At 63.6% G+C, this 20295-nt stretch carries 20 protein-coding genes; 9 read left to right on the top strand and 11 right to left on the bottom strand.

Annotated features, from left to right (window positions below; all coding sequences use genetic code 11):
* The first annotated feature begins 54 nt into the window (after positions 1-54).
* On the top strand, positions 55-1017 hold the full coding sequence (locus ACX93L_RS05455; RefSeq protein ID WP_459403880.1) for a patatin-like phospholipase family protein: 963 nt from the start codon (positions 55-57) through the stop codon (positions 1015-1017).
* A gap of 106 nt (positions 1018-1123) precedes the next feature.
* Here the strand turns inward: ACX93L_RS05455 and ACX93L_RS05450 are convergent, their stop codons facing one another.
* Entirely contained in the window at positions 1124-1558 is a 435-nt protein-coding gene (locus ACX93L_RS05450) for a CBS domain-containing protein (protein ID WP_459403879.1), read from the bottom strand.
* A gap of 117 nt (positions 1559-1675) precedes the next feature.
* Positions 1676-2440, bottom strand: a complete 765-nt coding sequence (locus ACX93L_RS05445; RefSeq protein WP_459403878.1) for a rhomboid family intramembrane serine protease — start codon at positions 2438-2440, stop codon at positions 1676-1678.
* A 319-nt stretch (positions 2441-2759) separates the two neighbouring features.
* Between ACX93L_RS05445 and ACX93L_RS05440 the strand changes: the two genes are divergently transcribed.
* Positions 2760-3371 (top strand): PilZ domain-containing protein, encoded by a 612-nt coding sequence (locus tag ACX93L_RS05440; RefSeq protein WP_459403877.1) that lies wholly within the window; start codon positions 2760-2762, stop codon positions 3369-3371.
* A gap of 32 nt (positions 3372-3403) precedes the next feature.
* Here ACX93L_RS05440 and ACX93L_RS05435 read toward each other — a convergent pair whose 3' ends face one another.
* A complete protein-coding gene (locus tag ACX93L_RS05435) occupies positions 3404-6760 on the bottom strand; it encodes a hypothetical protein (RefSeq protein ID WP_459403876.1) in 3357 nt (1118 codons plus the stop codon).
* Between the two features lie 177 nt (positions 6761-6937).
* On the opposite strand from ACX93L_RS05435, the gene bcp reads away from it, so the two are divergent.
* The 6 genes from bcp to ACX93L_RS05405 all read left to right on the top strand — a co-directional run bounded on the left by bcp (position 6938) and on the right by ACX93L_RS05405 (position 12365).
* Positions 6938-7408, top strand: coding sequence for a thioredoxin-dependent thiol peroxidase (gene bcp / locus ACX93L_RS05430; RefSeq protein ID WP_459403875.1), 471 nt, complete (start codon positions 6938-6940; stop codon positions 7406-7408).
* On the top strand, positions 7405-8238 hold the full coding sequence (locus ACX93L_RS05425; RefSeq protein ID WP_459403874.1) for a ferritin-like domain-containing protein: 834 nt from the start codon (positions 7405-7407) through the stop codon (positions 8236-8238). The genes bcp and ACX93L_RS05425 overlap by 4 nt, the downstream gene beginning before the upstream one ends.
* A gap of 111 nt (positions 8239-8349) precedes the next feature.
* A complete protein-coding gene (locus ACX93L_RS05420) occupies positions 8350-9639 on the top strand; it encodes a M23 family metallopeptidase (protein ID WP_459403873.1) in 1290 nt (429 codons plus the stop codon).
* Between the two features lie 52 nt (positions 9640-9691).
* Positions 9692-10315, top strand: a complete 624-nt coding sequence (locus ACX93L_RS05415) for a LysE family translocator (protein ID WP_459403872.1) — start codon at positions 9692-9694, stop codon at positions 10313-10315.
* Between the two features lie 145 nt (positions 10316-10460).
* A complete protein-coding gene (locus ACX93L_RS05410; protein WP_459403871.1) occupies positions 10461-11957 on the top strand; it encodes a DEAD/DEAH box helicase in 1497 nt (498 codons plus the stop codon).
* Positions 11958-12365: an NUDIX domain-containing protein gene (locus ACX93L_RS05405; protein ID WP_459403870.1), complete on the top strand. Its 408-nt coding sequence runs from the start codon at positions 11958-11960 to the stop codon at positions 12363-12365.
* Here ACX93L_RS05405 and ACX93L_RS05400 read toward each other — a convergent pair.
* The 7 genes from ACX93L_RS05400 to ACX93L_RS05370 are packed head-to-tail and all read right to left on the bottom strand — an operon-like array spanning position 12327 to position 18053.
* A complete protein-coding gene (locus ACX93L_RS05400; RefSeq protein ID WP_459403869.1) occupies positions 12327-12713 on the bottom strand; it encodes a TfoX/Sxy family protein in 387 nt (128 codons plus the stop codon). The two genes, ACX93L_RS05405 and ACX93L_RS05400, sit on opposite strands and share 39 nt — an antisense overlap.
* A 3-nt stretch (positions 12714-12716) precedes the next feature.
* Positions 12717-14351 (bottom strand): NTP transferase domain-containing protein, encoded by a 1635-nt coding sequence (locus tag ACX93L_RS05395; RefSeq protein ID WP_459403868.1) that lies wholly within the window; start codon positions 14349-14351, stop codon positions 12717-12719.
* On the bottom strand, positions 14348-15055 hold the full coding sequence (locus tag ACX93L_RS05390) for an XdhC family protein (RefSeq protein ID WP_459403867.1): 708 nt from the start codon (positions 15053-15055) through the stop codon (positions 14348-14350). The genes ACX93L_RS05395 and ACX93L_RS05390 overlap by 4 nt, the downstream gene beginning before the upstream one ends.
* Positions 15055-15384, bottom strand: a complete 330-nt coding sequence (locus ACX93L_RS05385) for an XdhC family protein (protein WP_459403866.1) — start codon at positions 15382-15384, stop codon at positions 15055-15057. The genes ACX93L_RS05390 and ACX93L_RS05385 overlap by 1 nt, the downstream gene beginning before the upstream one ends.
* The gene (locus ACX93L_RS05380; protein WP_459403865.1) at positions 15381-16643 is read right to left on the bottom strand and encodes a vWA domain-containing protein; all 1263 of its coding nucleotides are present in this window, start codon (positions 16641-16643) and stop codon (positions 15381-15383) included. The genes ACX93L_RS05385 and ACX93L_RS05380 overlap by 4 nt, the downstream gene beginning before the upstream one ends.
* A gap of 3 nt (positions 16644-16646) precedes the next feature.
* Positions 16647-17576 (bottom strand): AAA family ATPase, encoded by a 930-nt coding sequence (locus tag ACX93L_RS05375; RefSeq protein WP_459403864.1) that lies wholly within the window; start codon positions 17574-17576, stop codon positions 16647-16649.
* Positions 17577-17603: 27 nt separating this feature from the next.
* On the bottom strand, positions 17604-18053 hold the full coding sequence (locus tag ACX93L_RS05370) for a flavin reductase (RefSeq protein ID WP_459404149.1): 450 nt from the start codon (positions 18051-18053) through the stop codon (positions 17604-17606).
* Between the two features lie 212 nt (positions 18054-18265).
* Here ACX93L_RS05370 and ACX93L_RS05365 point away from each other — a divergent pair, with 212 nt between their 5' ends.
* Entirely contained in the window at positions 18266-19363 is a 1098-nt protein-coding gene (locus ACX93L_RS05365; protein ID WP_459403863.1) for a branched-chain amino acid ABC transporter substrate-binding protein, read from the top strand.
* 6 nt (positions 19364-19369) lie between these two features.
* On the opposite strand, the gene ACX93L_RS05360 is transcribed toward ACX93L_RS05365, so the two are convergent.
* Positions 19370-20134 (bottom strand): SDR family NAD(P)-dependent oxidoreductase, encoded by a 765-nt coding sequence (locus ACX93L_RS05360; protein ID WP_459403862.1) that lies wholly within the window; start codon positions 20132-20134, stop codon positions 19370-19372.
* Between the last annotated feature and the right edge of the window lie 161 nt (positions 20135-20295).

The following is a 20295-nucleotide window of genomic DNA, read 5'->3' as shown; positions in this document are numbered from 1 at the left end:
TCCAGTGCGCTAAATGAGCTCTGGGAGTTGTTCAGCCATAAGGGTGTTGCGGAGATGCTGAACTGGAGTCTGAAGAATGCTGCGTCGGCCAAATCGTTGCAGCCTGCGGAGAACACGCCGGTGATCGGCCTGCCGCCCGAAAAAGAACCTGAAAAACCGAAGAAGACCAAGATCGCGTTGGCGCTTGGTGGCGGCGCCGCCCGTGGCTGGGCCCATATCGGTGTATTGCGCGCGCTCGACGAGGCCGAGATCGAAGTCGGCATGATCGCCGGAACTTCTATCGGAGCGCTTGTCGGCGGCTGCTACCTGGCCGGAAAGCTCGACGAACTGGAAGTCTTTGCCCGCTCGCTCACGATGCGCCGCATCGCCTCGCTGCTCGATCTGACGATCGGCGGCGGCGGATTACTCGGCGGAATGCGGCTTACCAAGCGCATGCAGGAACACCTGCAGGGCCTGATGATCGAGGATCTGCCCAAGCCCTTCGTGGCAGTGGCATCCGAGTTGAACAGCGGTCATGAAGTCTGGATCGACGGAGGTCACCTGATCACGGCCCTGCGCGCGTCCTACGCCCTTCCCGGCATTTTCGAGCCGGTGAAATGCAACAACCGCTCGCTGATCGACGGCGCGCTCGTCAATCCGGTGCCGGTTTCCGTCTGCCGCGCCTACGAACAGCCACTGGTCATGGCCGTCAACCTGCACTACGACGTCTTCGGGCGCTCTGCAGTGGTCAAGCACCGGGCGGGCGAACTGCGCGACGGGTCAAGCACCGAGGCACCGAAGGACCCCAACAAGATCGGCCTCACCGGCGTCATGGTGCAGGCCTTCAACATCATTCAGGACCGTATTTCGCGCGCCCGCCTCGCCGGCGATCCGCCGGATCTGGCTTTGCATCCCCGAGTCAACGAGATCGGCCTCTCGGAATTCCACAAGGCGGGAGAAGCGATCGAACGTGGCTACGAGGAAGCGAAGGCCCGCATCGGCGAGTTGAAGCGCATGCAGGAAGCTTACGCCCGTTGAACCCTTCAGCGGCGCCCCGTCGAGCGGCGGCGCAACTGACATGAAAACCGCGGGGTACGATCGACCGGACAAGCGTCTCCTGCGCCGCTCCACCCCGCAGGACGCCTCAGCCGGCGATGTAAGCCTTGATTTGCTCCGCCTCGGTCTCGATCTCGTGGATGCGGGATTTCACCACGTCCCCGATCGAGATGATGCCGCAAAGCTTGCCGTTGTCTTCGACCGGCACGTGGCGGAAACGACGGCTCGACATCACTTCCATCAATTCGTTGACCGTCGTTTCCTCGCGGCAGCGAAAGACGTTCGCGGTCATCATGGATGAGACCGGCTGATCGAGAGACGAAGAACCGGCCCGGCCGATCGCGCGCACGACGTCGCGTTCCGTGAAGATCCCGACGATCCGGCCTTCCATGCCCACGACCACGACGGCACCGATCTTGTGTTCTTCGAGCACGCGGGCGGCTTCGGCCAGCGTCACGTTCGGTCCAATCGTGACGACGCTGCGTCCCTTCACTTCGAGTATGCTTCTGACAGTCGCAGACATTTCGCTCCTCCTTCGCATTCATCCCGTTCGCGTCAAAGGCCCCATCCTCCATGTGGCCGCGACGCACGAAAATGGTGCCTGTTATCTCAGGAGATTGCAATATGCCGTTGTAGCGGCCTAACGGAGCCGGATTTCGCTGCGTATCGGATCGAACAGCGCGAAGAACAGGAAGCCGAACAGGAAGCCGCCGATATGGGCATCCCAGGCAACGGTTCCGGCAAAGTCGCCGAACAACGGCAAGCCGAGCGCGATGGCCACATTGCCGGCAAACCAGACGAGAACGAACACCCGGACCGTCTTCAGGGAAAGTGCTGCACCGATGGACAGTCGCGGCGGCTGGTAGCCGGCAAAGGACGGCAAGGCGCGCCCGGACAGGCCGATCGCAAATCGGCAGGCGGCCCCCATCAACCCCGAAACAACACCCGAGGCGCCGATCATGACGGTCGGCTCACCCCAATTGAAGGCGGCATGGAAAATCGCCCCGGCCGCCGAAGAGGTGATCCAGAAAATTGCGAACCGCAGGTTGCCGATGCGGCGCAGGACCGGCGTTCCGAACGCGGCAAGCCAGAGGCCGTTGAAAGCGAGATGTTCGATGCTGCCATGCAGGAACGAATACGTGACCGGGCTCCACAGCCACTCGAAACCCTGCTCGGAAAGTGGATAGACATAACGAACCGGCGAGAACCCGAAGGTGATGGCAAGCCACTGTGCGAGCGGCGCCGACAGCACGAGCGACTGAATGGCATAGATCAATACCAGCCCGCCGAGCACAATCAGGATACCGGAAGGCAGATTGAAGATCGGCTCCGCCTTGCGGGGATGAGGGGCGCCACCTTCGGCAGGGCCGTCGCCATCGGGCGACCGGGGTGGCATTTCATCCATGACTTCGACCTTCCTCGTATCTTCCCCGTGACATAACCCAGGGCCGGAACAAAAAAAAGCCGTCCGGGGCAAACCGGACGGCTATCGGGTCCCCCAGGTTTTAACCCGTACCCGAAAGTCTGCGCCGAAGGACAACCTTCGTGAAGTCATGAGAACGACTTGCCACATCGCGAAAATCCGCGCAACGCTTGGAAAGTATTAACCTTAATTGCGGTTCTTGAAGAACTTCCACCGGCGGCATGCCGCCTCTGATAAAACCATATGTTAACGGCTTGCCGCTAAGCATTTAACGATAGCCAAATATTTCAGAACCTGAATCATGTATTCAACTCAGGCAGCGCAGAACAGCGGTCTCGTATCCCCTGCACAAAGGCGGGCGTTCCAACGCGTCGCCGTCAATCTGCAGGGCCGCCTGATGCTGGCCAACTACGAGGAATATGTCTGCAAGGTCGTAGACATGTCGCCGGGCGACGTGCGCTTCGCCTGCGCCGGCTGCCCGCTGCCCAATGAACGGGTGATCGCCTATATCGACCATCTCGGCCGCGTCGAAGGCACCGTCCTCAAGCTGGTCGATGACGGCTTCGTGATGTCGATCAACGCCACGGGACGCAAGCGCGAGAAACTCGCCGCGCAGCTGACCTGGATTGCCAACAAGCATGAACTCGGCCTCCCCGAGGATCGCCGCCACGATCGTCTGACCCCGCGGAACACGCGGACCGAAATCCTCCTCGAAGACGGGCGCCGCTATCCCTGCCGCCTCATGGACCTGTCGCTTTCGGGTGCGGCCGTCGATATCGACATCCGCCCGCCGATCGGCACGGCCGTACAGCTCGGCAATATGCGCGGCCGTATCGTCCGCCACTTCCTCGAAGGCGTGGCAATCGAGTTCCTGACACTCCAGTCGCGGGAAGCGCTCACCGAGTTCCTGTAAGCCTGACGCCGGTCATCCGGCAGCCAATGCTATCACCGGAATTCGAAGATCTGCCGGAACACGCCCGGCGCGATGATCGACAACGGATTGATGACCAGTTTCGGCTGATCCGCAGCCCCCGTCAGCTTGAAGGTGATACCCAGCAGCCCGCGGTCCCGGCCATTGCCGAGAAGGATGCCGATGACCGGCAACTCGCCGAACAACCGGTTGAGGCCATAGGCCGGCATGAAGGTCCCGGTCATGTCGATCTGGCCACGGCTGTCGCGCACCAGTCCCTGGAACGTCGCCCCGACCTGCTCTCCCCGCACGATGCCATTGTCGACCCGAAGCGCGCCGTCGGAATAGACCAGCCGCGCAAAGGCCCGCTGGAACCGCGCCGAACTGACGTCGATGTCCTTCTTGACCGCGCTGTTCAGGCTCTGTCCGCCCGCGCCGGCCGGCGTGGTAACGATCGATTGCAGACGTTCTTCGTTCTCAACCTGAAAATTGCGGATGTCGAAGGAGCCGTTCCAGATGCCGTTGGCGCCTTCGGAAAGCTTGAGATTGAGCAGGCCGCCATTCATCCGGTTGTAGAGATTGACGAAACGCGCAAGCGCCCCGGCATCGCTGGTGGTCACGGAAACCTCACTCAGCCCCTCGGGGCGACGCAGCTTCGAAACGACCGCCTGGCCACTGTCAGTCACACCGGAAAAGTCGAGCGCCGTCGTCTTGCCGTCGCGCGATCCATAGACAATCGAAACACCCGACAGGCTGCGGTCACCGAAGCCCACCACGCGGTCGAGACGTCCCTGAAGCTTGATGCCAGGAGACTTGCTGCCGCCGTTCTTGGCCGCACCGTCGCCCGGCGATTTCAGCTGAGAAATCAGCGAGCGGACATCAGCCGACTTGCCCGACACCGAGACATCGTAGCCGCCCTTGCTCTGACGTATGACGAGCGCATAGTCGTCCGCCGGAGAGAGCCGCATCCGGGACAGATCGGCTGAAACAAGCCCGGACTTGCCGACAATCAGCTTGCCGACTGCACCGAAACCGTCGCCGGTCAACTCGAATTTGTCGATCGAGGTCTGGTCATCACCTTCAACGACCTCGAAGCTTGCCTTGGCAGGGATGCCCTGCCCCTTTGACCATCCGACCCAAGGAACGGTCAGTGTCGCACCGCGCATGTCGATCATCGCGGACTGGCGCTTGTCGTCGACCCGTGTCAACTCGACGGTGATCGGTCCATTGACTACATCGTCGAGACCGGGAACAAGCCGCCGCCGATCCTCGTTGTCGAGCTTGACCTTGACGACACGCTCCCGCTCCACCGGTTCATCCTTGTCGACGGGTTCGACCAGCCGGATGTCCATGGGCACGCCGTCGATATTCGCCTTGCCTTCCAGCCGTGCCGCTTTCGGATCGACGTCCAGCTTGCCCACGAGGTCGCTCACCTTTCGGTTGGCGAAGGGCTTGGCGACATCGACGTCGGCAAGATCCAGATGGGCGCTCCACACCGGCTCGGGCGGGTTCTGGTCGGAGATCAGGCCGAGCCGCACGGACGCGTCACCCTTGACGGCCCCGGAGAAATCCTCGACCGCAAATCCGATCCGCTCCAGTGCCCTGATGGGCTTGAAGGAAACAAGTTCGGCCACGGCGTCCGCCGCACCTGACACTGACACATCGATATCGGCCATCAGCGGCTTGACGTAGACATTCTCCAGAGCGAGTTGGCCGCGTTCGAGTTTCACCACGCGTCCGGACGGGAAATAGGAGGCAGCCGAATGAATCGTCGTCACCACCTTCTGGCCCGAGAGCTCGAAATGGGCATTGGTGTCGCGCAGCGGCGGGATGTCGCCGGTGATGTTCATCCGCGCATCGGCGATGTCGAAGCTGATCTTCAGTTCGTCCTCGTTGAGGTGCAGCGGACGCGGCTCGACGGTCAGCCGGTCCTGCGGGATGAAGACCGAGATCTGGCCGTTACTGATCGTGCCACCGAAGATGTTGGCAAGCACCCAGCGCCGCGCCTTGGACGCGATCCAGTAGGGCCACAGCTGCTTGACGACCGACGACTTCATGTTGCCGATCAACGCATCGAAGCGCACCTCCGGACCTGTCCCTACAAAACGGACGCCGAGCGAGGCATCCATCCTACCCTGCGGAGTCGACACCGTCAGGGTATCGAGCTGAAGTTCATGTGTGTCATTCATATATTTCCCGAAAGCTTTGAGAGAAAACGGAAAAGTTTCGTCGCCCGAGGCAGGAACAGCGGCCCGGCCCTCGCTGACGACCAGATCGATTCCGAACCCGGAGCTCGAATTCTCATTTCCGGGCAACCGATCGAGGTCGATCAGCCCTCCGGACAACGGCATCACCATAGGGCCGAACTCGGCCTTGGAATTGGCAAGCTCGAGCGTGTGCTTGTCGAAATTGTAGGATAGATTCAGCCGCGCACGGGTCAGGTCCTGGTCGTTGCCGTCGGCATAAATCTTGCCGCCAGCGGTATCGACGATGGCGCTCATGGCTGGCGCCTGGCCGCCGGCACCGCGTTTGGCGGAAATCGTTACCTCCGCGGACCCGTCGAGCCCCTGTCGGGGCGCTCCCGTCTTGTCGCGCTTCAGCAGGAAGGGTGTGAGGCGCACATCGGCGAGCCGCAGCGTAAAGGACTGGGCCTCGCCGCCACTGTTGGCGGTCAGAGCCGAGATTTCCGTCTGCTGGCCGTTCACGGACACCGCCCCGAAGAAGGACAGGGAATCATCCGCTCCCCGTTCCATGGCGAGATCATCGACCGTAATGGTCAGCGGACGTCCACCGACGCCCTTCGCGGCGATCGAGAGCCCGCCAACGCGCATCCGGTCCAGACCACCCTTGGCGATGAAGGCCTGGATCGTATCGAGCTCGAGGAAGGCCCGCTCGAGCGCCGTCGGGATCTTGTCTACCCGCAGCGTCGAGAGATCGATCGGCGGCCCGGACGGCAGGAGGTTGGCGTCGAGCGCGACACCTTCCGTGACGATCTCGCGAACCTGAAACTTGCCGCGAAACAGCGCCATCGGATCGAGTACCAGACCAACCGACTTCGTCAGCGCCAGCGGGCTTGCGCCGCCCTCGGGCACGATCGACACGTCGCGGGCTTCGACAGCCAGCTGGAAATTGTCCGAGAAGCGGATCGCGGTGCTGCCGACTTCTGCGCGAAATTTGGGACCGACGGCTGCGTTGAGAACGCTGCGTGCGCCTTCGGAAAGCGTCGAATCGAGCGCGCCGCTTTCGATGACCGCAAAGACGCCGCCGGAGACGACCACGGCGATCCCGACGAGGCCGACCAGATAGCGCGTGACGCGCCGGCCCCAGGACGACGGCGGAGGGCAATGGACGATCAGGGGATCATCGACGCGAGACGACGGTAGCTCGTGCAAGGGCACGATGTCCTGCCTGCGAAAACGTATCTTTTCGCCCCGGATTTCTCCCATCTGCCGGTGATTGTCTCCGTCGATCGATGCCGATATCACAGCCAGAGTGGACGGCTGCGTTGCGGACTATATATCGAAGGCGCGGATATTCATCCACAAAGCGGGCAAAAGAAAGGTTATCCCATGGCAGATTTGGCAGCGGGCGACATGGCTCCGGACTTCACCTTGCCGACTGGCGGCGGTGGCGAGGTCTCGCTTTCAGCCCTTCGAGGCGCCCCGGTGGTTGTCTATTTCTACCCGAAGGACGATACGAGCGGCTGCACGACCGAGGCACGCGATTTTACCGCGCTCGCCGATGAATTCGAAAAGGCAGGAACGAAAGTCATCGGCGTCTCGCCCGATTCGGTGAAAAGCCACGACAAGTTCGCCGCCAAGCACGGCCTCAACGTGCTGCTGGCCTCCGACGAGGAGAAGTCCATGCTCTCCGCCTATGGCGTCTGGAAGGAAAAGAGCATGTATGGCCGCACCTACATGGGTGTCGAGCGCACCACGTTCCTGATCGATGCGGACGGCCGCATCGCGGCCATCTGGCGCAAGGTCAAGGTGGCCGGCCACGCGGAAACCGTCCTCAACTCGGCACGCGCGCTGCGATGACCGGCAGCATCACGGGCCTGACGATCGGCTCGCTGCGGGGTGGCGCGACACGCGCCATCCGTTCCTCCGATCTCGAGGAAAAGACCGAACTGGCCCAGGAAACCGCGCGCCGATGGCACGAACGGCGCCTTTCGCTCCGTTCGCCCCTCGACCCGGAACTCCCCGAGCGCCCTGGCCGTCCCGCAAGGCCAGAGCTCGTGCCTCCGCGGGCAACCGAGAAGCGCTCTCTGCACACCCTGCCCGGCCGCATCGCCATGCTGCATGCGCTCGCCCATATCGAACTCAACGCCGTCGACCTTGCCCTCGACATCGTCGCCCGCTTTGCCAGCGAACCGGTGCCTCATTCCTTCTTCGACGGCTGGATGCAGGTCGCCTTCGAGGAGGCCAAGCACTTCCGCATGGTGCGCGACCGGCTGAAGGCGCTTGGGGCCGACTACGGCGACATGCCGGCCCATGACGGTCTCTGGCAGGCCGCCCACTCGACCCGCAACGACCTGACAGCCAGGCTCGCGGTCGTGCCCCTCATTCTCGAGGCCCGCGGACTCGACGTGACGCCGTCGCTCCAGGACAAGATGCGCGAGACCGGCGACATCGAAAGCGCCGACGTGCTGAAGGTGATCTACGAGGACGAAAAGGGCCACGTGGCCGTCGGCGCAAAATGGTTCCGTTTCCTCTGCGCCCGCGAGAAGAAGGACCCTGCCGCAACCTTCAGGGCTCTGGTCCGTGCGAACTTCCGCGGAGCCCTCAAGGCGCCGTTCAACGACGTTGCCCGCGCCGAGGCCGGCCTCACGCCGTCCTTCTACCGCTCGCTGACCTCGACAAGCAGCTGAGCACCGTTCCAAGTCCTTCAATTCACTCTAATTCAGCGAATATTAACCTTAACCGCGTGTAATCACGTCAGGTTTCAGTCGGATTCGGCTGAAGGCGTGATGGAGATACCCGTGGCGGGCAAGTCAACAAACCAGGTCTTTGGCAAGCGTCGGCAACAGCATGTTGTCATCCTGGCAAGCGGCGACAAGATTCGCCACATGACGATCCGCCCCTGGATGGCGGGCCTTGCCCTGTGTTTTGCCGGCATGATGGCGATCGGCTATCTCGGTGCGACCACCTATCTCGTCTTTCGCGACAACCTGATCGGCGCCTCCATGGCCCGCCAGGCTCGCATGCAGCACGAATACGAGGACCGCATCGCAGCCCTCCGAGCCCAGGTCGATCGCGTCACCTCCCGTCAGCTGCTTGATCAGCAAGTGGTCGAGGAGAAGGTCGAGAAGCTGCTCGAGCAGCAGATGGCGCTGACGACGCGCCACGGCCGACTGGGCGCGCTGCTCGACCGTGCCGAGGCTGCCGGCGAACTGCCTTCCTCCGGTCCCCTTCCCACAGTCAAGCCGAACACGGACAACCGTCAGGCAAGCCTTTCAAGCGGAGTCCAGGCGATCGAGAAACTGCTCGGCGGCAAGCCCGACACGTCGCAATCGAGCACCACTGCCCTCGGCTACGTGCCGTTGCAGGACACCGTTGCCGATCGCGCCGACCGGGTGTTCTCCCACATGACCCTGTCGCTGAAGGACATCGAACATGATCAACTCGAGCGTATCCAGCGACTCACCACCGGCGCCAGCGCCACCGCCGACGAGATTTCGGGCATTCTCCGCCGCAACGGCGTAGCGGTCAAAGACGAGATATCACTTCAGGACGGCGACGCGATCGGCGGGCCTTACATCGCGCCTCAGCCGTCCGAAGCCTTCAATGCATCGCTGAACGAACTGGACGCGGCGCTGAGCCGCCTTGAAACCGTGCGCGACACGGCCAAGCGCCTGCCCTTTGCAAATCCCGCTCCCGGCAAGGACATCACCAGCCGCTTTGGCAACCGACCCGATCCGTTCTTCGGCGGGCTCGCCATGCATGCCGGCATCGATTTCCGCTCTCCCGTCGGTGGCGAGATCCGCAGCACCGGCGCCGGCAAGGTCATCGCGGCGGGTCCGGCGGGCGGCTATGGCAACATGGTCGAGATCGACCACGGGCTTGGCCTCACCACCCGCTTCGGCCACATGTCGCGTATCCTCGTGAAGCTCGGAGACGAGGTCGCCAGTGGGGACCTGATCGGCCTTTCCGGAAACACCGGCCGCTCCACCGGGCCGCATATCCACTACGAGGTCCGCCGCAACGGTGAAGCGGTCGACCCCATGCACTTCCTCAATGCCGGGATGAAACTCACCAGCCTGATCGATTGACAGCAACCGCTCCGAGCCTAGACTTCCAATCCGGATCGGCGCCGGAGGAATCATGGAACCGCAGGCTCTGCTGGGATTTGCCCTTGCATTCTTTGTCTTCGCGGCCAGCCCCGGCCCCGACAACATGACCATCATCGCAAGAACGGTTTCCCATGGTGCAGCGTCCGGCGTAGCCTATGGCATAGGAACGGTGCTCGGCATCCTGATCTATCTCGCGCTTGCGGCCTTCGGCCTGTCGATCCTCGCCGAGGAGATGGGCTTCCTCATGAGCGTGCTGCGCTACGGCGGCGCGGCCTATCTCATATTCATGGGAATAAAGCTCTGGACTGCCGCGCCGGTCATACCCGAAACGACATCGCGGAAGCGTTCCGGCGACCTCGTGTCCGTCTGCCTGACAGCAGTCGCCCTCAACCTCGGCAATCCCAAGATGCCCCTCTTCTATCTGGCCCTCCTGCCGAACTTCGTCGGAACCGACTTCGGCTACGAAGCCTATCTCGCCCTCGCCGCGGTGATCATCGCCGTCGAGGCAATTGTCATCGGCACCCATGTCTGGCTGGCCGGACGGGCGCGGCAACTGTTGCGCACCCCGCGGGTTGTCAAAACCGTCAACCGTGGTGCCGGAGCGGTGCTTGCGGCAGCCGGACTTGCCGTTATTGCCACCCACCGCGGCAATTGATCCGTCTATTCACCCTTTATTACTGCAAATGCCGGGGTTTCCTTGACTTTCAAGCATTTTGGCACTATCCCGCGCTGACGTTAGCGCCCGCGTTCAGGGCGATTCAACAGTGTTCGCAAGAACCGGAACGGAAACAGATTCCCCTTTGACCACATTTGCTGACCTTGGCCTGAGCCAAAAAGTACTTTCAGCCGTCACCGACGCCGGCTACACCACGCCCACGCCGATCCAGGCCGGCGCCATCCCGCCGGCCCTGCAGCGTCGCGACATTTGCGGCATCGCCCAGACCGGAACGGGCAAGACGGCATCCTTCGTGCTGCCGATGTTGACGCTTCTCGAAAATGGCCGCGCACGCGCACGCATGCCGCGCACGCTGATCCTGGAGCCGACGCGCGAACTCGCAGCCCAGGTTGCCGAGAATTTCGAAAAATACGGCAAGAACCACAAACTGAACGTCGCCCTCCTGATCGGTGGCGTGTCCTTCGAGGAGCAGAACCGCAAGCTCGAGCGCGGCGCCGACGTGCTGATCTGCACGCCCGGCCGCCTGCTCGACCATTGCGAACGCGGCAAGTTGCTGATGACCGGTGTCGAGATCCTGGTCATCGACGAAGCTGACCGCATGCTGGACATGGGCTTCATTCCGGACATCGAGCGCATCGCCAAGATGATCCCGTTCACCCGGCAGACGCTGTTCTTCTCGGCCACGATGCCGCCAGAGATCCAGAAGCTCGCCGATCGCTTCCTGCAGAACCCCGAACGCATCGAAGTCGCGCCGCCGTCCTCGACTGCGAAGACGGTCACGCAGCGCATCGTCGCCGTTCACAACAAGGACTACGAGAAGCGTTCGCGCCTGCGCGACCTGATCCGTGCCCAGGACGACCTGAAGAACGGCATCATCTTCTGCAACCGCAAGAAGGATGTCGCCGACCTGTTCCGCTCGTTGGAGCGTCATGGATTTTCGGTCGGTGCGCTTCACGGTGACATGGACCAACGTTCACGCACCAACATGCTGGCGGGTTTCAAGGACAACCAGATCACGCTGCTCGTTGCCTCGGACGTCGCCGCACGCGGCCTTGACATTCCTGACGTCAGCCATGTTTTCAACTTCGACATTCCGATCCATGCGGAAGACTATGTCCACCGTATCGGTCGTACCGGTCGCGCCGGTCGCTCCGGCGCCGCCTTTACCCTTGTGTCGCGCGCCGATACCAAATATCTCGACGCGATCGAGAAGCTGATCGGTCAGCAGATCGAATGGCTCGACGGCGACCTTTCGACGCTCCCCGCCATGGCCGAAAGCCATGACGAGGGTCGCGGCAAGCGCGGTTCGCGCGACAAGGAGAAGGGACGCGAGCGCCGCGGCGGTCAGAAGTCTGAAACAAAGACCGAGCATAGCAAGGCTCGGGACGTCGAAGAGAGTGTTGTGGAAGTGGCAAGGACCGAAACAGTGACCAGCGAGCGCAAGGCAGACAGGCGGCCCAGCCAGGCCAACCGCAACACCAGGCCGAACCCTGCCAACGACGACCAGCGCGAGCGTCGCCGCAACCACTATCGCGATCACGACGACGGCCCGACCCCGGTCGGCTTCGGCGACGAAATCCCGGCCTTCATGCTGATCGTCGCAGCTGCCGCGAAATCCTGAATGGGTAAGCCCGGCATCAATTTTCCCGGTGTCGGCGTCGGGCTGGCGATTATGCGCGACGGCAAGCTTCTGCTCTGCCGCCGCCTGAAGGCGCCGGAAGCCGGGTTCTGGAACATTGTCGGCGGCAAGGTCGATCATCTCGAACCCGCCGAGACGGCGGCGCGCCGTGAGGCGGAAGAAGAAACCGGCCTCGCGATCGGCAGGCTCTCCTTCGTCATGGCGTCCGAGCAGATCATAGACGCTGACCGCCAGCACTGGATCTCCCTGCTCTACAAGACCGACGACATCAAAGGCGAACCGCAACTGACCGAGCCGGACAAGCTTGCGGAGATCGGCTGGTTCGATCTCGACGCTCTGCCGACACCCCTCTCAGCCTTTACCCACGCCATCCTTCCGTTTCTTCGCTGACGTCGGCGATCGCTGCGGCTTGACCTTGCCGGCCTCGGCCCGCAGGCCCGCCTCGAAGGCAAGCCGCGCCCATTTCACCATCTCGTCGGGATCATCCAGTGCATCTTCGGGCGTCGACCAGTAGGGCATGGCGACGGAGCTCTTGCCCTCACGCTGATAGACCCATTGACGCGCGCCGGCAGCCGAGAAGAGCGGCGCAGTTTCATCGTCGACCTTCAGCATGATTTCGTCGAACAGATAAAGCGCGAAGATGACGCCTTGGCAGTAGATGCCCTTGCCGCCGAACATCCGCTTGACCGTGACCGGGCCGAGCGAGGCAAAAAGATCCTCGATTTCGACGTTGTCCATCCTCTAACCCTTCAAGACGCCACCGGCCGCAACGATCGCCTCCGGCGTATCCACGTCGAGACGCGCAGCGGCGCCGATCTCGACGTCGATGACCGGAAGGCCGGCCGTCTCGATGATCGGCCGCGCACCGATGTCGCCTTCCAGCGCCTTGACCGCCTCGAAAGTCGAACGCGGCAGGATCACGGGATTGCCCCTTTGACCGTCGGCCACGGCACGCACGATGGCGCAGCCGCCGGATGTCCTAAAAGCCGAAACCAGGGCATCGAGATCCTGAACCGAGACCCCCGGCATGTCCGCGAGCATGACGAGCACGCCATCGACTCCGCCGGCATTGGCGGCACTGACGCCGGCCTTCAGAGAGCTTGCCATGCCGCTCGCATAGTCCGGATTGTCGATGCAGGCGACGTCCAGCCCCTCAAGACAGGCAGTGATCTCGGCGGCACGGTGTCCGGTGACCACGAAAACCGGGCCTGCATCGGCCTCCCGCGCGATGCGGGCCGAGCGGCGCACCAGCGGCTCTCCGTCGAATTCGGAGAGCAGCTTGTGGCGCCCGTCGTCGCCCATCCGGCTCGCCCGTCCGGCGGCAAGCAGGACGACGGCGACCCGGGTCGGATGCGGTTCGGACCCGACGAGTTCGCGTGGCAGCGGCCGGCTCGGAATTTCCATCAGCAATCCCCCCACGCCAAGTCCGGTCAATTCATGTCTCGTTGGGAACTCGCCCGCCAGCAATCGGTTCAGCACCCAGTCGAAACCGTTCTCCTTGGGCGAACGCGCGCAACCCGGCGCACCGATGATCGACACGTCTGCGGCATGACCAAGCACCAACAGGTTCCCCGGATCGACCGGGAGCCCCACCTGATCGACCACGCCACCCGCCATCCGGATTGATTCGGGGATGACGTCGGCTGCATCGCACATCGCCGATGCCCCGAACACGATGATCATCGATGGTTCGACGCAACGCCGCCCAAGTGCCGCCTCGATGGCGGATGCAACCGCTTCCGCCCGATGCGCCACCCGCTGCTCGTGAACGAGGCGACTTCCCGAAGCCGCCAACCGGTGTTCCAGCACGCGCGCCGTCTTGTCCATCACCGAAACCTTCAGCGACGGCAGTTCCGTGGCGATCAGGTGGACTGCATGCGTCCGATACGGCTTCAGCGCAAAGGCGTTGCCCTCGCAAAGGATCTGCCGCGCCGTCTCGACACTGTCGCGCCGTGCAGCGAGCGGAATGATCTTCACTGTCGCGACAAGGTCGCCGTCGCGCACGTCGCTGTGGTCGGCAAGCGTGGCCAGCGTGATCGCCGGATCGACGCGATTGAAACGATCGACGAGCAACCGATCCGCGACGAAGAGCCCGTTGCAGGTCGCATAGAAATTCACCCGTCCGGTCGAGGCCGGTGACAGACGCATATGAGCCGGATCGACAGCCGAAGCACAGCGGTCGGCCGCAGCGTCTTCACCGAGATCGTCATCCTCCATCCGGCAGGCAATCACGCTGGCGACACCGGCCGCCGTCAGGAGCGCGAGGTCGGGCTCTTGCAGCACGTGACCCTTCGCCAGCTTGCCCGACGGCAGCTTCACCGCATGGGCAAGAATGAGGCCTTCGGCATCGGCTACGGAAAACTCGCCGAAGATCATGCGGCAGCACTCCCCGCGCCGTCGAGCGAACGCCGGCGGAAAGCCTGGATGACGTCGGCGAGCACCGCGACCGCGATCTCGGCCGGTGTCGCTGCCCCGATGTCGATGCCGACCGGAGCGGAAATCCGCCCGATCTCCGCGTCGGAGAACCCCTTCGCCATCAGCCGCTCGACCCGCTTCGCATGGGTCTTGCGGCTGCCCAACGCCCCGACATAGAAACAGCCGGCCTTGAGAGCCGCTGCAATCGGGAAATCGTCGATCTTGGGATCGTGCGTGACGGCGACCAGCGCCGAGTAGCGGTCGAGCGGACGGTTCGAAAGCACGTCCTCCGGCCAGTCGGCCACGAGATCGACCCCTTCGAAACGCTCGGGCGTGGCAAAGGCCGTGCGCGGATCGATGATGGTCATGTCATATCCGGCGATCGCAGCCATTGGGTAAAGCGCCTGGCTGATATGCACCGCCCCGATCACCACAATCCGCGGCGGCGGCAGGTGCACGTTGAGAAAGACTGACCGCCCTTCGATCTCGACGGAGACGGACTTGCCGGAGCGGAAACGCCCAACAATTTCCTCGCCGAGCGACCCCGGCACAGTCTCTCCCTCGACCACGAGCCGGTCTCCGCCCTCGGCAAGATCCGTGACAAGGACAGCCGCTCTGCGTGCCAGCCGCGCCTCGTTCAGACGCTTGAGATTGTCAAAATCCATCAGCCGAGCCTTTCGACATAGACGCGGATCCTGCCGCCGCATGACAGGCCGACCCGCCATGCGGTCTCGTCGGCAACGCCGAATTCCAGCATCTTCGCCTGACCTGACTCCAGTACGTCGAGTGCCTCGGTGATCACGGCGCCCTCGACGCAACCACCCGACACCGAGCCCTCGAAATTGCCCTCTGCGTCGATCACCAGATGGCTGCCGACCGGGCGGGGCGCCGACCCCCAGGTCTCGACAACCGTCGCAATGGCGACGCCCCGCCCCTGCCCTTTCCAGTCCTCGGCAATGAAAAGTGGATCCCTGACCTGTGTGTCGGTTGTCACTGATACCTCCTGAGATCGTTGATCAGGCGCTGACGATCGCCGCCGTCGTCGGCCGTGCTGGACAATGCGGCGACCAGGTCCGCGAGCGAGTTGAGATTGTGCACCGGTCTCAACTCGTCGACATGCGGCAACATGGCCCGCACGCCCCGGGCCCGCGCCTCGAACCCCTCGAAACGCAGGAGCGGATTGAGCCAAATCAGCCGGCGGCAGGAGCGGTGCAGGCGATCCGTCTCGGCGGCAAGCAGCTCCGTCCCCTCGCGCTCCAGTCCGTCCGTGATCAGCAAGACGATCGCCCCCTGCCCGAGCACGCGCCGAGCCCATTGGTGGTTGAACTCCCGGAACGTCTCGCCGATCCGCGTCCCGCCAGACCAGTCGCGCACGACCCCCGTGCATTGGTCGATCGCCTCGTCCGGATCGCGATTGCGCATCTGCCGCGTCACGTTGGTGAGCCGAGTCCCGAAGAGGAACGTATGCACCTGTCGCCGGCGTTCGGTCAGCACGTGCAGGAAATGCAGGAAGATGCGCGTGTACTGGCTCATCGATCCGGAAATGTCGGCGAGCACGACGACCGGCGGCGGACGGCGGCGACGTTCGCGGTATTTCGGCAGTATCAGGTCACCGCCGGTGCGCATCGCAGCGCGCATCATGGCCCTCGCGTCGACATGGCGCGATCGAGGTGCCGGACGGTGCCGGCGGGTCGGAATGTCGTCGACCGGCATCGCCATGCGTTCGATCTGGCGCCGAGCCTCCGACAACTCGTCGGCCGTCATCTGGGCAAAATCGGTGCGGCGCAGCACCTCGCTGCCGGACACCGTCAGCCGCGCATCGATCTCGATGTCGGGCTCGTCGCGCTCGCGGCTGCTGCGATCACGGGCGGTGAACAGAGCATCGCTGACACGCGACGCGCCGGCCTTTGCCTTCTCGCGTTCGCTGCTGTCGAGCGCGACCGGCGACATCATCGCGATCATCTTCTCGACGAGGTCGCGCGACCGCCAGAACAGCCGGAATGCCTCGTCGAACACCGGCTGGTCCTCGTGCCGTTTGACGAAGATTGCCGAGAGCGCCGCATGGAATTCCTCGCGCGATCCGATCCCGATGACATTGACGGCGGAAATCGCGTCGGCCACAGCCCCCGGCCCCGGCTTCAGTCCCGCCTTGCGGAGCACGCGCCCGAAATAGACGATGTTGTCGGCGAGCCTTCCGTCACCGATCGGCGGCGACACGACGACAATGCCCTCCCCGGTCGCGGGCGTCTGCATGACCTAGCCCGCCGCCAGCAGTTCAGCCTTGACCTCGGCCAGCACCTTGTGGCCCTCGCCGCCCTGGATCCGCGCAATGTCCTCCTGGTACTTGAGGAGCGTGCCGAGCGTGTCGGCGATGGTCTCGGGATCCAGCGCCAGCCGGTCGAGCTCGGTGAGCGCGGTCGCCCAGTCGATCGTCTCTGCGATACCGGGGTTCTTGAAGAGATCGATCGTTCTGATCTTCTGCACATAGGAAACGATCTGGCGCGACAGCTGTTCATTGCAGCCCGGCACCTTCTTCCGGATGATGGCAAGCTCTTCTGCTGCCTTCGGATAGTCGACCCAGTGATAGAGACAGCGTCGCTTCAGCGCGTCATGCACCTCGCGGGTGCGGTTGCTGGTGACGATGACGATCGGCGGCTCGGCGGCCTTCACGGTTCCGAATTCGGGAATGGTCACCTGAAAGTCGGACAGGACCTCGAGCAGGAAGGCTTCGAAGGCCTCGTCGGTGCGGTCGAGTTCGTCGATGAGGAACACCGGTGCACGGCCCGGCGTCGATTGCAGGGCCTGAAGGACGGGCCGTCGGATCAGGTGCTTCTCGGAAAACAGATCGTGCTCCAACCTGTCCCGGTCGGAGATGCCTGTCGCTTCGGCGAGGCGAATTTCCAGCATCTGCGCCGGATAGTTCCACTCGTAGACGGCGGACGCGACATCGAGCCCTTCGTAGCACTGCAGGCGTATCAGCGGCCGGTCGAGCGCCGCTGCCAGCACCTTGGCGACCTCGGTCTTGCCGACGCCCGCCTCCCCCTCGAGGAAGAGTGGGCGCTGCATGCGAAGCGCCAGGAAAAGCACCGTCGCCAGTGGCCGCCCGGCCAGATAGTCGTGCCGAGCGAGAAGCTCGATGACGGCATCGATCGATGCCGGCAAGCCGGTTCTTGACGTTTCCGCCATTGTTCCTCCCCTTTATTGGAGAGGAGCTTACAGGGTGCGGTAGCCGCGGTCCAGATAGATGAGCGAAGCCTCCTGCCGGCCGAAATGCACGGCCTTGACCTCGCCGAAAAGTACAGTGTGCGTTGCTGTCACCTTCCGGTCGGTGACCCGGCAGTCGAACGACACGATCGCGTCGGAGAGCACCGGCGCCCCAGTCGAGAGCGTCTGCCATTTGCCGAGCGCGAAGCGATCCTCGACAGGAAGACCGCCGAAGCCGGCGAAGGCGTTGGCGAGCGCCTGATGATGCGCCCCGAGCGTGTTGAGGGCGAAGAACCCGCTTTCGAAAAAGACCGAATTGTTCTCGTTGTTGTTGTTGAGGCAGACAAGCAGGCTCGGCGGACGGTCGGAGACGGAGCAGGCTGCGGTAATGGTCACCCCCCGTCTGACGCCTTCGTAGTCGGTCGTGACGACCTGTACGTGGCCGGCATAGCGGCTCATCGCTTCCCGGTAGACGACGGGGTCCATCTGCTGCGAATTCAACACTCTCTTCTCCGGGGCGAGACCCGCCCAGTTGGCGCATTGCGCACCAATATGGCCTTCAAGGTTTACGTTTTCCACAACGCGGCTCAAATTTCGCCACGCCCGACGACATCGAATGACGTTGCCGGATCGATCCGCCTGCGGATAGGATGGCCTAACCGATTTGAGGAATGGAAGAAACCGCCGCGATGCGTCGTCCCCTGCTGCTCTCCGCACTGCTTGGCCTGGGCCTCGCGCTTCCTGCCTTGGCCGACATGCCGAAGGTCGCGCTGGTCGCCCCGCAATCGGGGCCGTTCGCCGCCCTTGGCAAGCAGATGCGCGACGGGGCGACGCTTGCAGCCGGCAAATCGGGCGTGGAAGTCGTCTCGATCGACGAGACCTGCGAGCCTGGCAGCGGCCAGGCGATTGCCAATCAGATCCTCGAAAAGGGGGCAAAGGCCGCGATCGGTTTCCTCTGCTCCGAATCGCTTGACGGCGCGCTCGCACCGCTCAAGGAGCCAGGCATCCCCGCCATCACCCTCTCCGTGCGCTGGAAGGGGATCATGGAGGATGCCCTGAAGAACGGCTGGCCACTCTTCCGTATGGCGCCATCCACGGAAGACGAGGCCGAGCGGCTGGCAGAGGTCATCCTTCGCGACTGGCCGGGCGCCGCTCTCGCCCTGATCGACGACGGCACCATCCACGGCCGTGAACTCGCCGAGGCGATCCGTGGCAATATCGAGACCCATGGCCTGAAACCCGCTTTCACCGACACCTTCCGCCCCGGCCAGGAGCAGCAGCTTTCCCTCGTGCGCCGCCTGCAGAAGGCCGGCGCCACCCACGTCTTCGTCGGTGGAGACCGCAACGACGTGGCGGTCATCGCCCGGGACGCCGCCGCCGAAGGGATCCCGTTGACGGTAATCGGTGGCGAGGCCATGAACGCCGCCGACATGCCGGTGCCGCTTGCGGACGGCACGCTCGCCGTCATCCTGCCGGACGGGACGGCCGAACCCGACGCGGCGGCAGCCGTGGCAGAGCTGAAGGCAGGCGGAATACAAGCCGAAGGCTATGTGCTGCCCGGCTATGCGGCGGTCACCGTCTTTGCCGAGGCTCTCGGCGCATCCGGAGCGCTCAAGATCCCGCTGGCCGAGGCTCTGGCCGATGCGCGTTTCTCGACCGTCATCGGACCGGTTTCCTTCAACGAAGGCCACGAACTCTCGGACAATCCGTATCGCCTCGCCGAATGGCGCGACGGACGTTTCGTACCGGTACCGCCTGCAGGTCAGTGATACCGGTCAGGATTGGTATGGCCAGAAGGCCTGTGTGAAGACGCCGCCGTCGACCCAGATGGTCTGGCCCGTGACAAAACCGGCATCCTCGCCTGCAAGGAAAAGCACCGGCCCGGCAATGTCTGCCGGCGTACCCACCCGCCGAAGCGGCGTGACCCGGCCCCAGGTTTCGGCGTAGTCCGGCGCCTCGGCCTTCGTGCGTTCGGTTTCGATCGCGCCCGGTGCGACGCAGTTGACGCGGATCCCGTGCGGCCCAAGTTCCACCGCCGCCACCTTGGTGAACTGCTCGATGCCACCCTTCGAGGCCGTGTAGTCGACCAGTCCCGGAAACGCCAGCTTGTTGCAGCCGGAGCCGATATTGACGATCGCCCCCCTCTTGCCGGCGGAAACCATGCGCTTGGCGGCTTCCCGGGTATTGAGGAAACAGCCGGTCAGATTGGTCCGCAGGACGGCATCCCAGCGCGCTTGCGTCAACTCGAGCAGAGGCGACCAGGTCTGGATGCCGGCATTGTTCACCAGCACGTCGGGCGCATCGCCGAACCATTCGGCAGCCTCGTCCATCAGCCGCCCCACGGCTGCTTCCTCCCCCACGTCGGAATCGAACGCCCGTGCCCGCCCGCCCGCGGCCGCGGCCTCGGCGATCGTCTCGGCTGCACCGGCCTCCTCGCGGAAATGCGTGAAGGCCACGTCATAACCCGCCGCGACGAAGGCCGTGACGAGATGCCGGCCGATGCCGCTGCTGCCGCCGGTGATGATTGCATGCCGTCCCATTGCCGTCCTCCCATGTCATCCGCGTCAAGAAGTGGCCAAGGATAAACCGGCGGTCAAGACGACAACGATCCGTTGCAGACCTTCGCAGTGTTGCCCGGGATCGAGTTGCGGTGCTATGGGCAGGCCAGAACGCGCCACAAACCGCTGGAAATCCGGAGCCT

Source organism: Rhizobium sp. CAU 1783, assembly GCF_054551725.1.
This window is presented reverse-complemented; position numbering and strand designations above follow the sequence as displayed.

What these genes read in the sequence shown, in the direction of transcription:
- ACX93L_RS05375 (WP_459403864.1), bottom strand. Translation starts at nt 17,576, where the DNA reads ATGGCGGAAACGTCAAGAACCGGCTTGCCGGCATCGATCGATGCCGTC.
- ACX93L_RS05425 (WP_459403874.1), top strand. Translation starts at nt 7,405, where the DNA reads ATGACCGGCAGCATCACGGGCCTGACGATCGGCTCGCTGCGGGGTGGC.
- ACX93L_RS05455 (WP_459403880.1), top strand. Translation starts at nt 55, where the DNA reads ATGCTGAACTGGAGTCTGAAGAATGCTGCGTCGGCCAAATCGTTGCAG.
- ACX93L_RS05370 (WP_459404149.1), bottom strand. Translation starts at nt 18,053, where the DNA reads ATGAGCCGCTATGCCGGCCACGTACAGGTCGTCACGACCGACTACGAA.
- ACX93L_RS05360 (WP_459403862.1), bottom strand. Translation starts at nt 20,134, where the DNA reads ATGGGACGGCATGCAATCATCACCGGCGGCAGCAGCGGCATCGGCCGG.
- ACX93L_RS05380 (WP_459403865.1), bottom strand. Translation starts at nt 16,643, where the DNA reads ATGCAGACGCCCGCGACCGGGGAGGGCATTGTCGTCGTGTCGCCGCCG.
- ACX93L_RS05415 (WP_459403872.1), top strand. Translation starts at nt 9,692, where the DNA reads ATGGAACCGCAGGCTCTGCTGGGATTTGCCCTTGCATTCTTTGTCTTC.
- ACX93L_RS05395 (WP_459403868.1), bottom strand. Translation starts at nt 14,351, where the DNA reads ATGATCTTCGGCGAGTTTTCCGTAGCCGATGCCGAAGGCCTCATTCTT.
- ACX93L_RS05440 (WP_459403877.1), top strand. Translation starts at nt 2,760, where the DNA reads ATGTATTCAACTCAGGCAGCGCAGAACAGCGGTCTCGTATCCCCTGCA.
- ACX93L_RS05390 (WP_459403867.1), bottom strand. Translation starts at nt 15,055, where the DNA reads ATGGATTTTGACAATCTCAAGCGTCTGAACGAGGCGCGGCTGGCACGC.
- ACX93L_RS05445 (WP_459403878.1), bottom strand. Translation starts at nt 2,440, where the DNA reads ATGGATGAAATGCCACCCCGGTCGCCCGATGGCGACGGCCCTGCCGAA.
- ACX93L_RS05450 (WP_459403879.1), bottom strand. Translation starts at nt 1,558, where the DNA reads ATGTCTGCGACTGTCAGAAGCATACTCGAAGTGAAGGGACGCAGCGTC.
- bcp (WP_459403875.1), top strand. Translation starts at nt 6,938, where the DNA reads ATGGCAGATTTGGCAGCGGGCGACATGGCTCCGGACTTCACCTTGCCG.
- ACX93L_RS05365 (WP_459403863.1), top strand. Translation starts at nt 18,266, where the DNA reads ATGGAAGAAACCGCCGCGATGCGTCGTCCCCTGCTGCTCTCCGCACTG.
- ACX93L_RS05400 (WP_459403869.1), bottom strand. Translation starts at nt 12,713, where the DNA reads ATGGACAACGTCGAAATCGAGGATCTTTTTGCCTCGCTCGGCCCGGTC.
- ACX93L_RS05405 (WP_459403870.1), top strand. Translation starts at nt 11,958, where the DNA reads ATGGGTAAGCCCGGCATCAATTTTCCCGGTGTCGGCGTCGGGCTGGCG.